Origin of the sequence: Streptomyces sp. NPDC012794, from assembly GCF_042901085.1 — a bacterium.
In the GTDB taxonomy this organism is placed as follows: Bacteria; Actinomycetota; Actinomycetes; order Streptomycetales; family Streptomycetaceae; genus Streptomyces.
The window spans coordinates 475,578-486,662 of sequence record NZ_JBIBCI010000004.1; the positions used below are offsets into that span (position 1 = coordinate 475,578).

General features: G+C 69.6%; 11 protein-coding genes. 3 read left to right on the top strand and 8 right to left on the bottom strand.

What is annotated here, in order from left to right; all coding sequences use genetic code 11:
* Window positions 1-151: 151 nt before the first annotated feature.
* The 5 genes from ACFY7H_RS10785 to ACFY7H_RS10805 form a co-directional block, all read right to left on the bottom strand.
* Window positions 152-1,285 (bottom strand): DUF475 domain-containing protein, encoded by a 1,134-nt coding sequence (locus ACFY7H_RS10785; RefSeq protein ID WP_388936145.1) that lies wholly within the window; start codon window positions 1,283-1,285, stop codon window positions 152-154.
* A gap of 25 nt (window positions 1,286-1,310) precedes the next feature.
* Window positions 1,311-1,886: a TerD family protein gene (locus tag ACFY7H_RS10790; RefSeq protein WP_388936147.1), complete on the bottom strand. Its 576-nt coding sequence runs from the start codon at window positions 1,884-1,886 to the stop codon at window positions 1,311-1,313.
* 125 nt (window positions 1,887-2,011) lie between these two features.
* The gene (locus tag ACFY7H_RS10795) at window positions 2,012-2,587 is read right to left on the bottom strand and encodes a TerD family protein (protein WP_249765901.1); all 576 of its coding nucleotides are present in this window, start codon (window positions 2,585-2,587) and stop codon (window positions 2,012-2,014) included.
* Window positions 2,588-2,729: 142 nt separating this feature from the next.
* The gene (locus ACFY7H_RS10800) at window positions 2,730-3,188 is read right to left on the bottom strand and encodes a peroxiredoxin (RefSeq protein WP_267036810.1); all 459 of its coding nucleotides are present in this window, start codon (window positions 3,186-3,188) and stop codon (window positions 2,730-2,732) included.
* A gap of 199 nt (window positions 3,189-3,387) precedes the next feature.
* A complete protein-coding gene (locus tag ACFY7H_RS10805) occupies window positions 3,388-3,813 on the bottom strand; it encodes a DUF3052 domain-containing protein (RefSeq protein ID WP_388936151.1) in 426 nt (141 codons plus the stop codon).
* Window positions 3,814-4,251: 438 nt separating this feature from the next.
* Here ACFY7H_RS10805 and aceE point away from each other — a divergent pair, with 438 nt between their 5' ends.
* Together aceE and ACFY7H_RS10815 are read left to right on the top strand one after the other, a co-directional pair.
* Window positions 4,252-6,984: a pyruvate dehydrogenase (acetyl-transferring), homodimeric type gene (gene aceE / locus ACFY7H_RS10810; RefSeq protein ID WP_388936154.1), complete on the top strand. Its 2,733-nt coding sequence runs from the start codon at window positions 4,252-4,254 to the stop codon at window positions 6,982-6,984.
* A 149-nt stretch (window positions 6,985-7,133) separates the two neighbouring features.
* Window positions 7,134-7,934, top strand: coding sequence for a potassium channel family protein (locus tag ACFY7H_RS10815; protein WP_388936156.1), 801 nt, complete (start codon window positions 7,134-7,136; stop codon window positions 7,932-7,934).
* Here ACFY7H_RS10815 and ACFY7H_RS10820 read toward each other — a convergent pair.
* Window positions 7,915-8,295 (bottom strand): peptidase inhibitor family I36 protein, encoded by a 381-nt coding sequence (locus ACFY7H_RS10820; RefSeq protein ID WP_388936158.1) that lies wholly within the window; start codon window positions 8,293-8,295, stop codon window positions 7,915-7,917. The two genes, ACFY7H_RS10815 and ACFY7H_RS10820, sit on opposite strands and share 20 nt — an antisense overlap.
* A 199-nt stretch (window positions 8,296-8,494) precedes the next feature.
* Window positions 8,495-10,090, bottom strand: coding sequence for an MFS transporter (locus tag ACFY7H_RS10825; RefSeq protein WP_388936161.1), 1,596 nt, complete (start codon window positions 10,088-10,090; stop codon window positions 8,495-8,497).
* Between the two features lie 172 nt (window positions 10,091-10,262).
* Between ACFY7H_RS10825 and ACFY7H_RS10830 the strand changes: the two genes are divergently transcribed.
* Window positions 10,263-10,925, top strand: a complete 663-nt coding sequence (locus ACFY7H_RS10830; RefSeq protein ID WP_388936248.1) for a TetR/AcrR family transcriptional regulator — start codon at window positions 10,263-10,265, stop codon at window positions 10,923-10,925.
* Here the strand turns inward: ACFY7H_RS10830 and ACFY7H_RS10835 are convergent.
* Window positions 10,922-11,085: integrase core domain-containing protein (locus tag ACFY7H_RS10835; RefSeq protein WP_388936251.1), on the bottom strand; the 164-nt coding region annotated here is incomplete at its 5' end. The genes ACFY7H_RS10830 and ACFY7H_RS10835 overlap by 4 nt on opposite strands.

Below are 11,085 nucleotides of genomic sequence, written 5' to 3' on the forward strand. Positions count from 1 at the left end.
GGGGCCCCCCCCCCCACCCCCCCCCACCCCCCCCCCCACCCCCCCCCCCGGGGGGGGGGGGGGCCCCCCGGGGGGGGGGGGGGCGGGGGGGCCGGGGCCCCCCCCCCCCCCGCCCCGTCGCTACCGGAAGCGTTCCGCAATCAGCGCCGGGTCACACCCCGGCGCCGACCTCCGCGGCGCTGTCGCCGCCCTCGGCCGCCAGCCGCTTGTTGCGGCGTACGGAGGACCAGAAGGACCAGGCGATGAGCAGGACGCCGACGAGGCCGGTGATGACCTCGTGGATCTCGTACTGGATGGTGACGAGCAGGATCACGGCGAGGGCGCCGATCGCGTAGTGCGCGCCGTGCTCCAGGTAGACGTAGTCGTCGAGGGTGCCCTGGCGGACCAGGTAGACCGTGAGCGACCGGACGTACATGGCACCGATGCCGAGGCCGAGGGCCATGAGCACGATGTCGTTGGTGATGGCGAAGGCGCCGATGACGCCGTCGAAGGAGAAGGAGGCGTCGAGGACCTCGAGGTAGAGGAACATGAAGAACGCGGCCTTGCCGGCCATGGCGACGGCCGAGACGGGCTTGCCGCTCTTCTTGGCCGCTTCCTCCGCCTCGTGCTCGGCCTCTTCCTCTTCCTCGAGCTTGTTCTCGAAGTATCCGGAGAGACCGCCGACGACCATGTACGTGATCAGGCCGAGGACTCCGGAGATCAGGACCGTCTGCGCCTTGTCCACATGGGTGCCGCCGTGCTGGTGGGCGTTGGCGGCGAAGGTCATCGAGGTGATGACCAGGACGATCAGCGCGATGCACGCGGACAGCATGTCGATCCTGCCCAGCTTGGCGAGCGGGCGCTCGATCCAGGCGAGCCACTTGATGTCACGGTCCTCGAAGATGAAGTCGAGGAAGATCATCAGCAGGAACATGCCGCCGAAGGCGGCGATGGACGGGTGGGCGTCCGTGACCAGCTGCTTGTACATGTCCTTGTCGGTCATCGCCAGATCGACGGCCTCGATGGGGCCGACCTTGGCGCTGATCGCCACGATGACCACGGGGAAGACCAGGCGCATGCCGAACACGGCGATGAGGACGCCGATGGTGAGGAAGATCTTCTGCCAGAAGGCATTCATCTTCTTCAGGATTCCGGCGTTGACCACCGCGTTGTCGAAAGACAGCGAGATCTCGAGGATCGACAGGATCGCCACGATCCCAAAAGCGGTCCACCCCCCGTAGAACACCGCTGCGACCAGACCGAGCGCAGTGACTGCGAACGACCAGCCGAAGGTTTTGAGAACCACTGGCACCCCATCGTGTTGTACGGCTTTACGAAACGTTGACCCCGAAGTCTAGAGCGATGCCCCGCAGCCCCGACGCGTACCCCTGTCCTACCGCGCGGAACTTCCATTCTCCGCCGTAACGGTAGACCTCGCCGAAGATCATCGCCGTCTCGCTGGAGGCGTCCTCGGTCAGGTCGTAGCGGGCCAGTTCCTGGTCGTCGGCCATGTTCACCACGCGGATGAAGGCGTTGCTCACCTGGCCGAAGCTCTGGCGGCGGGCGTCCGCCTCGTGGATCGAGACCGGGAAGACGATCTTGTCGACCTGGGCGGGCACCTTCGTGAGGTCGATGATGATCGACTCGTCGTCGCCGTCACCCTCGCCGGTGAGGTTGTCCCCGGTGTGTTCGACGGAGCCCTCGGGGCTCTTGAGGTTGTTGTAGAAGACAAAGTACTCGTCCCCCAGCACCCGGCCGCTGTTGCACAGCAGTGCGCTGGCGTCGAGGTCGAAGTCCGCCCCCGTGGTCGAGCGCGCGTCCCATCCGAGACCGATCAGAACCCGGGTGAGGTTCGGTGCGGCCTTGGAGAGGGAGACGTTGCCCCCCTTGGCGAGTGTGACGCCCATGATGTGTCCTCCCCGTACGACGTGGTGGTGGTGGCCGAGCCACCCGCTCATGGTGGCAAAGCCGGTCCGGCGCCGTACACAGAGGTGCACGGCGCCGGACGGACGAACTTGCTCTCGATTTCGGCTCAGACGTTGACGCCGAAGTCCTGCGCGATGCCGCGCAGGCCCGAGGCGTAGCCCTGGCCGATGGCGCGGAACTTCCACTCGGCGCCGTTGCGGTACAGCTCGCCGAAGACCATGGCGGTCTCGGTCGAGGCGTCCTCGGAGAGGTCGTAGCGGGCGAGCTCGGTGTTGTCGGCCTGGTTCACGACGCGGATGTAGGCGTTGCGGACCTGGCCGAAGCTCTGCTGGCGGCTCTCGGCCTCGTAGATCGAGACGGGGAAGACGATCTTGGCGACATCGGCCGGGACGCCGGCGAGGTTGACCTTGATGGCCTCGTCGTCGCCCTCTCCCTCACCGGTGGTGTTGTCACCGGTGTGCTCGACGGACCCGTCCGGGCTCTTCAGGTTGTTGAAGAACACGAAGTTCGAGTCGTTGGCGACCTTGCCCTGGTCGTTGGTCAGGATCGCGCTGGCGTCGAGGTCGAAGTCGACACCGGTGGTGGTGCGAGCGTCCCAGCCCAGACCGACGATGACCGCCGTCAGGTTAGGCGCGGCCTTGGTCAGCGAGACGTTGCCGCCCTTGCTGAGGCTGACTCCCACGGGTCCTCCATTGGTATGTGTGTGGGGCGGGGCCCCGTCGTGCGTTCTACCGGATCAACGTTCCGATCCTAGTGACGGGTTCCCGCCCGCAGGCGGTTTTCGTACGGAACCGGCCGCCGGGCCGGTTCCGGTGCGGGAGCCGTCAGAGGCTGTCGAGGGCCTTGATGTACTCGTTCAGGTCGCGCGCGTCGGGCAGCCCGTTGACGACGGTCCAGCGCACGATGCCGTCCTTGTCGATGACGAAGGTGCCGCGGACCGCGCAGCCCTTGTCCTCGTCGAAGACGCCATAGGCGCGGGAGGTCTCGCCGTGCGGCCAGAAGTCGGACAGCAGCGGGTAGTCCAGGCCCTCCTGCTCCGCGAAGACGCGCAGGGTGGGGACCGAGTCGTTGGAGACGGCGAGCAGCTGCACGTCGTCGTTCTGGAAACGGGGCAGCTGGTCGCGCAGCTCGCACAGCTCGCCCGTGCAGACGCCGGTGAAGGCGAAGGGGTAGAAGAGCAGCACCACGGCCTTCTCGCCGCGGAAGTCGGAGAGCCGCACGGTGGCGCCGTGATTGTCCTTGAGCTCGAAGTCCGGGGCCTTGTGTCCGACCTCGATCGCCATCTCTCGCATCCCTTCGTATTCCTGCGTCCCCGCACGGGGCCGTTCGGGTGAGGCCCAGCCTACGGCCCGTCGCCGCGGACCACGCCGGGCCGACGCGCCGGAGGTGCCGCGCACGACCCCGCCGGAACGCGCACACCCCGCCGGCCGGGGTGCTCCCGGTCGGCGGGGTGTGCTCTTCCGCTTGGCTGCGGGGCGCAGATCAGCGCTTGGCCTTGGCGGCTTTCGGCGTCACCAGCTTGGTGGAGGTCCACTCCTTGCCGATGGGCCCGCCCTTGGCAAGCGAGAGGCCGGCCGTCTCGGCGGCCTCGCTGATGTCGCTGGCCTCGACGTAGCCGTCACGGCCCGTCTTGGGGGTCAGCAGCAGGATCAGTGCGCCGTCCTCGACCAGCTCGGTCGCGTCGACCAGGGCGTCCGTCAGATCGCCGTCCTCGTCGCGGAACCACAACAGCACCGCGTCGGCGACGTCGTCGTAGTCCTCGTCGGCGAGCTCGCTGACGAGACTCTCGACGGCGTCACGGAATTCCTGATCGACGTCCTCGTCGTAGCCGATCTCCTGGACCACCTGTTCGGACTGGAAACCCAGCCGGGCGGCCAGGCTCTCCGCGTGGTCCGCGGTCGCGCTCACGGGGTGCCTCCTGCTCATGTTCGGTGAATGTCTTTCGGCGGCGCGCGTACGCGCAGCATTGGGCGTAGTCCACACGGGCGCGGCGGATCGCGCAAGTACCCGGCCGCGGAGACCGTCGAAACGGTGACGATTGCGGCCGTCTCGCCGCAACTTTCAGGCTTCCCCGGTGGACCACCGGTGATTCATCCCACACCATTCCAGCTCATTCGGCACCGCATGAGGACTTTCCTCTCTGTTTGAAGGGCGAACGTCTTTGCGAACCCGGTGATCGGCCTGGGCGTATGGTTGCGATTTGGCCCGGCTCCGCCCAGGGCCCGCCGGGCCGCTCCTTCGCCGCTCCAGGTGTTACCCAGTGGTAGAGGTGAAGATTTCGGCCGGGCGTAAGACCATGGGAGGCGGCGACCCAAGGCACGACTCCCCCGACAGCGAAGGAACAGCGTGGCTTCCGCATCCGATCGCAACCCGATCATCATTGGCGGTCTTCCGAGCCAGGTCCCGGACTTCGATCCGGAGGAGACGCAGGAGTGGCTCGACTCCCTGGACGCCGCCGTCGACGAGCGGGGCCGCGAGCGCGCCCGCTACCTGATGCTGCGGCTCATCGAGCGTGCCCGTGAGAAGCGCGTGGCCGTGCCGGAGATGCGCAGCACGGACTACGTCAACACCATCGCCACCAAGGACGAGCCGTTCTTCCCCGGCAACGAGGAGATCGAGCGCAAGGTCCTCAACGCCACCCGCTGGAACGCCGCGGTCATGGTCTCGCGCGCCCAGCGCCCCGGGATCGGCGTCGGCGGCCACATCGCCACCTTCGCCTCCTCCGCCTCCCTCTACGACGTGGGCTTCAACCACTTCTTCCGGGGCAAGGACGAGGGCGACGGCGGCGACCAGATCTTCTTCCAGGGCCATGCCTCCCCGGGCATCTATGCCCGCGCCTACCTCCTGGACCGGCTCTCCGAGCAGCAGCTCGACGCGTTCCGGCAGGAGAAGTCGAAGGCTCCGCACGGCCTGTCCAGCTACCCGCACCCGCGGCTGATGCCGGACTTCTGGGAGTTCCCGACCGTCTCGATGGGCCTCGGCCCGCTGGGGGCGATCTACCAGGCCCGGATGAACCGGTACATGGAGGCGCGCGGGATCGCGGACACCTCCAAGTCCCACGTTTGGGCGTACCTCGGCGACGGCGAGATGGACGAGCCGGAGTCGCTGGGCCAGTTGTCGATCGCGGCCCGTGAGGGCCTCGACAACCTGACCTTCGTCGTCAACTGCAACCTCCAGCGCCTCGACGGCCCGGTGCGCGGCAACGGGAAGATCATCCAGGAGCTGGAGTCGATCTTCCGCGGTGCCGGCTGGAACGTCATCAAGCTGATCTGGGACCGCTCCTGGGACCCGCTGCTGGCGCAGGACCGCGACGGCATCCTGGTCAACAAGATGAACTCCACTCCCGACGGGCAGTTCCAGACGTACGCCACCGAGTCGGGCGCGTACATCCGCGAGCACTTCTTCGGCGGGGACCAGCGGCTGCGCGCGATGGTCGAGAACATGACCGACCAGCAGATCCAGCACCTGGGCCGCGGCGGCCACGACCACAAGAAGGTGTACGCCGCCTACGCGGCGGCCAAGGCCCACAAGGGCCAGCCGACGGTCATCCTGGCGCAGACGGTCAAGGGCTGGACGCTGGGCCCGAACTTCGAGGGCCGCAACGCCACGCACCAGATGAAGAAGCTGACGGTCGACGACCTCAAGCGCTTCCGCGACCGCCTGCACATCCCGATCACGGACGCCCAGCTGGAGAACGGCGCCCCGCCGTACTACCACCCGGGCCGCAATTCGCCCGAGATCCAGTACATGCACGACCAGCGCAGCGCCCTGGGCGGCTACGTGCCGACCCGGGTGGTGCGCGCCAAGCCGCTGCAGCTGCCGGACGAGAAGGCGTACGCGGCGGCCAAGAAGGGCTCGGGGCAGCAGTCGATCGCCACCACGATGGCCTTCGTCCGCATCCTGAAGGACCTGATGCGGGACAAGGAGATCGGCAAGCGCTTCGTGCTGATCGCGCCCGACGAGTACCGCACCTTCGGCATGGACGCCTTCTTCCCGAGCGCCAAGATCTACAACCCGCTGGGCCAGCAGTACGAGGCGGTCGACCGCGACCTGCTGCTCGCCTACAAGGAGTCCCCGACCGGCCAGATGCTGCACGACGGCATCTCGGAGGCGGGCTGCACGGCCTCGCTGATCGCCGCGGGCTCGGCGTACGCGACGCACGGCGAGCCGCTGATCCCGGTCTACGTCTTCTACTCGATGTTCGGTTTCCAGCGCACCGGTGACCAGTTCTGGCAGATGGCCGACCAGCTGGCGCGCGGTTTCGTCCTGGGCGCGACCGCCGGCCGGACCACCCTGACGGGTGAGGGCCTCCAGCACGCCGACGGCCACTCCCTGCTGCTGGCGTCGACGAACCCGGGCTGCGTCGCGTACGACCCGGCCTACGGGTACGAGATCGCGCACATCGTCAGGGACGGTCTGCGGCGGATGTACGGGCCCGACGCCGAGGACGTCTTCTACTACCTGACGGTCTACAACGAGCCGATCCAGCACCCGGCCGAGCCGGCGGACGTCGACGTGGACGGCATCCTCAAGGGCCTCCACCGGGTCTCGCAGGGCACCTCGGGCGCGGTCGGCGCGCAGATCATGGCCTCGGGCGTGGCGGTGCCGTGGGCGCTGGAGGCCCAGCGGATCCTGGCCGCCGAGTGGAACGTGCGGGCGGACGTCTGGTCGGCGACCTCCTGGAACGAGCTGCGGCGCGACGCCGTCGAGGCGGAGGAGCACAACCTGCTCCACCCGGAGGAGGAGCAGCGCGTTCCGTACGTGACGCGGAAGCTGTCGGGCGCGGAGGGGCCGTTCGTGGCGGTCTCGGACTGGATGCGCGCGGTGCCGGACCAGATCTCGCGCTGGGTGCCGGGGACGTACACGTCGCTCGGCGCGGACGGCTTCGGCTTCGCCGACACGCGTGGCGCGGCGCGGCGCTTCTTCCACATCGACGCCCAGTCGGTGGTGCTGGCGACGCTCACCGAGCTGGCCCGTGAGGGCAAGGTCGACCGTTCGGTGCTGAAGCAGGCCGTCGACCGGTACCAGCTGCTGGACGTGACGGCCGCCGACCCGGGCGCGGCCGGCGGCGACGCCTGACGCCTGCGGCGGGCCGCCGAACCGGGGGCCCGCCGGGTGAGCCCCGTCCGGATGCCGGGCGGGGCTCTCCCGTGTCCCGTCCGGACCGGCTGCTCCCCGCCGTGGATCCGGCGGGCACCCGCGCCGGCCCGTTCCCTACGATGCTGCGCATGAAGGAAACCTCCCGCCAGCTGCTGTGGGAGCGGCGGAGCCAGACCCCGCTGCTCCTCCTCGCCGTGGCCTTCGCCGTGGCGTACGCCGTGCCGATCGTCGCCCCGGACGCGGAGCCGTCCGTGCACCGGGCGTGCGCGTACGCGGAGTGGGTGGTCTGGGGGGCCTTCGCCGTCGACTACCTCGTGCGGCTGGGCCTCGCGCGGGACCGGCTGCACTTCGTGCGCACGCACTGGCTGGACCTGGCCGCGGTGGTGCTGCCGCTGGTGCAGCCGCTGCGCCTGCTGCGGCTGGTGGCCACCCTGATGCTGGTGGGGCGGCGGGCGCGGATGGCGCCGCAGATCCGGCTGACCACGTACGTGGCCGGGGCCGTGGTGGGGCTGCTGATGTTCGGCTCGCTCGCGGTGCTGAGCGTGGAGCGCGACGCCCCCGACGGGAACATCAGGAACCTGGGCGACGCGGTGTGGTGGTCGTTCACCACGATGACCACGGTCGGGTACGGGGACCACTCCCCCACCACGGGTCTGGGCCGGGTGCTGGCGGTCGGGCTGATGCTGTCGGGGATCGCCCTGCTCGGTGTGGTGACCGCCAACATCGCCGCCTGGTTCATCGCCCGCTTCGAAAGGGACGACCAGGTGGAGCGGCTCCAGCTGGCCGCGGTCCTGGAGCTCCAGGCGGAGGTACGGGCACTGCGCGCCGAGGTCGCGCTGCTGGGCGGCGGCCCGGGCGCGGTGCCCGCCCCGGCCGCTGCCAGGTCCGTCCGCGAGGAGCCGGCGGGCGCTACCGTTCCCAGATCTTGAACGCCTTGATCTGGAAGGCGGACTGGGGCAGCCAGGTCCCGTCGCCCGGATAGGTCTGGAACTCCCCCGTCTCGGCGCACTCGGCCGACTGGTAGATGGTCACGGGGCGCCCGGTCCGGTTGATCAGGGACTGGTAGGCGGGCCCCGCGGGCAGGGCGGTGCAGCTGTTGATGTCGAGGGTGCTCAGGTCGTGGACCTGCTTGGTGCCCTTGAAGTCCGGTTTCGCCCACAGGCACAGCTGCCCGGTGGCACAGGGCGGCCCGGCGGCGTGGGCGCCGGTGGCGGTGCCCGGGACGAGGGTGGCGGCGGCCAGCAGGACGGCGGCGAGGGTGGTGGATCGAGCGGTGCTCCACGTACGCATGACGGGGTCAACTCCTCCTTGACGGACGGGCCCCGGACCGTTTCCGGTGCTCCGTCGACACCACGCTGACCTGCGCAGACGGTGGTGCGGAAGGGGCTGCGGGCGGGTCCACCCGGATAGGCGACAGCCCCGCCGGAACCGTCCGGCGGGGCTGTGGCGGGCGCGGGGTTGACCTGTCCGTAACGCGTTCGCGGGCTGCTCAGATGTGGGCCGCGCCGCCCGCTGCGGCCTCGGCGTTCTGCCCGCGCTTGGTGAAGCAGGCCACGATCGCGGCGAGGACGGCGACGATCCCGGCGCAGGTGAAGGCCGTGCTCATGCCGGACACGAAGGTGTCGTGCGCGACGCCGGCGATGGTCCGCGCCACCGCCTCGGGGGTGCCGGGCGGGACCGGGGCGAGGCCGACCTGGACCCCCTTGCCGGCCTGGTCGAGCTGTTCGGGGGTGAGCGGGGGCAGCCCGGCGCCCTGCCAGTTGTCCCCGAAAGTGTCACTGACCTTGGCCGCCATGACCGCTCCGAGCACGGCGGTGCCGAGGCTTCCGCCGACCTGCATGGCGGCCTGCTGGAGGCCGCCCGCGACACCGGACAGCTCCAGCGGCGCGTTGCCGACGATGACCTCGGTGGCGCCGACCATGACGGGCGCGAGGCCGAGGCCGAGGAGGGCGAACCAGAGCGACATGGTGAGCGTGCCGGTGTCCGGGGTGAGCCGGGCCATCCCGAAGCAGGCGGCGGCGGTGGCGGCCATGCCGGCGACGAGCGGGACCCGCGGGCCCACCTTGGTGATGGCGGCGCCGGCCAGCGGCGAGCCGACGATCATCATGCCGGTGAGGGGCAGCAGGTGCAGGCCGCTGTCGACCGGGCTCATGCCGTGCACGTTCTGCAGGTAGAAGGTGACGAAGAACAGGCCGCCCATGAACGCGAAGGCCATCAGCACCATCAGCACGGTGCCGGCGGACAGCGGGAGCGAGCGGAACATGCCGAGCGGGATCAGCGGCTCGGAGACCTTGGTCTCCCAGACGGCGAAGAGCACGAAGCACAGCACGGAAGCGCCGAGGAAGAGCAGGGTCTTGGTGTCGCCCCAGCCCCATTCGGCGGCCTTGATCAGCGCCCAGATCAGGGAGAACATCGCGGCCGACAGGAGCACGATGCCCGGCAGGTCGAAGGAGCGCGGGGCGTTCTCGGCGCGGTGGTCGAGCAGGATGAACAGGCCGAGGAGCAGCGCGACGACACCGACCGGCACGTTGACGAAGAAGACGGACTGCCAGCTGACGTGTTCGACGAGGAGGCCGCCGACGATGGGGCCGGCGGCGGTCGAGGCGCCGATGACCATGCCCCAGATGCCGATGGCCATGTTGAGCTTCTCGGCGGGGAAGGTGGCGCGCAGCAGGCCGAGGGCGGCGGGCATCAGCAGGGCGCCGAAGAGGCCCTGCGCGACGCGGAAGCCGATGACGAGCCCGACGCCGGTGGACAGGCCGATGGCCGCCGAGGAGAGGGCGAAGCCGGCGATGCCGATGAGGAAGGTCTGCCGGTGTCCGAAGCGGTCGCCGAGCTTGCCGGCGGTGATCAGGGAGACCGCGAGGGCCAGCAGGTAACCGTTGGTGATCCACTGGACCTGGGCCAGGCTGGCGCCGAGGTCCTGCTGGATGGCGGGGTTGGCGACGGCGACGATCGTGCCGTCGAGGGTGACCATCATGACCCCGACCGCCACGGCGAAGAGGGTCAGCCACGGGTGACCGCGCAGTCCGGCACGTGCCGGAGCCGGGCCTGGTTCCTTGGCGAGCGTGATCTGACTAGTCATGCGATCAGGCTAATGACAGCGACTGACACTTCACAAACAGCTTAACGCGACAGTAGCTGTCAGGTCGGTCACAGGTACCCTGACCGCTTACTCAGCGTCAGATCGACACGCCCCCATGAACCACGCCCCACCCAGGGACGTCCCACCCGTGAACAGAGAGGACCCCGCGGCGATGACCGACCAGCGGCCCGCCCCGGCGGCCGGACTGCGCGAGCGCAAGAAGCGGCGCACCCGGGACGCGCTGCTGCGCGCCGCCCTGCTCCTGTTCCTCTCCCAGGGCTACGAGCGGACCACGGTCGACGAGATCACCGACGCCGTCGAGGTCTCCCAGCGCACCTTCTTCCGCTACTTCGCCAACAAGGAGGAGGTCGCGTTCGCGGTCCAGGACCTGGTCGAGTCCCACTTCGTCGCCGCGCTACGGGCCCGGCCGGCCTCCGAGGCCCCGCTGGAGGCCATGCGCAACGCGGTGCTCGCCGCCTGGGACACCGTCGAGGAGGCCATCTCCGACGTGGTGCCCATCGACCTCTACATGCGCGGCTACCAGCTGATCGAGTCCACTCCGGCCCTCCTCGCCGTGCACCTGCGGCGCTCCACGGAGCTGGAGGAGGAGATCGCCCGGCTGATCGCCGCCCGCGAGGGGCTCGACCTGGAGGCGGACCCGCGGCCCCGGGTGGCGGTGGCCGCGTTCTGCGGGGTGATGCGGGTCACCGGCCGGCTCTGGGGTCAGGGCGAGGACACCAGCGTGTCCGCGATCCGGCGGATGACCGGGGCCTACCTCGACCAGATCGGCCCCGCCCTGGCGGCGGACTGGCGCCGGGAGCCCGCGGCGGGCTAGGTGTATTGACCCGCAGCGTTGTTCACGCGGCTGATGGGTGGCATGCCGCCCAGTGCGGTGTGGCTGCGGTGGTGGTTGTAGGTGTGGAGGAAGTCTGCCAGGGCCGCTGTCCGTTCGTCGTTGGAGGTGTAGGGCCGTAGGTAGGCCCATTCCTCGAGCA

Coding starts and splice junctions, on each gene's coding strand:
- ACFY7H_RS10825 (WP_388936161.1), bottom strand. CDS start 10,090: ATGACTAGTCAGATCACGCTCGCCAAGGAACCAGGCCCGGCTCCGGCA.
- ACFY7H_RS10790 (WP_388936147.1), bottom strand. CDS start 1,886: ATGGGCGTCACACTCGCCAAGGGGGGCAACGTCTCCCTCTCCAAGGCC.
- ACFY7H_RS10830 (WP_388936248.1), top strand. CDS start 10,263: ATGACCGACCAGCGGCCCGCCCCGGCGGCCGGACTGCGCGAGCGCAAG.
- ACFY7H_RS10820 (WP_388936158.1), bottom strand. CDS start 8,295: ATGCGTACGTGGAGCACCGCTCGATCCACCACCCTCGCCGCCGTCCTG.
- ACFY7H_RS10815 (WP_388936156.1), top strand. CDS start 7,134: ATGAAGGAAACCTCCCGCCAGCTGCTGTGGGAGCGGCGGAGCCAGACC.
- ACFY7H_RS10800 (WP_267036810.1), bottom strand. CDS start 3,188: ATGGCGATCGAGGTCGGACACAAGGCCCCGGACTTCGAGCTCAAGGAC.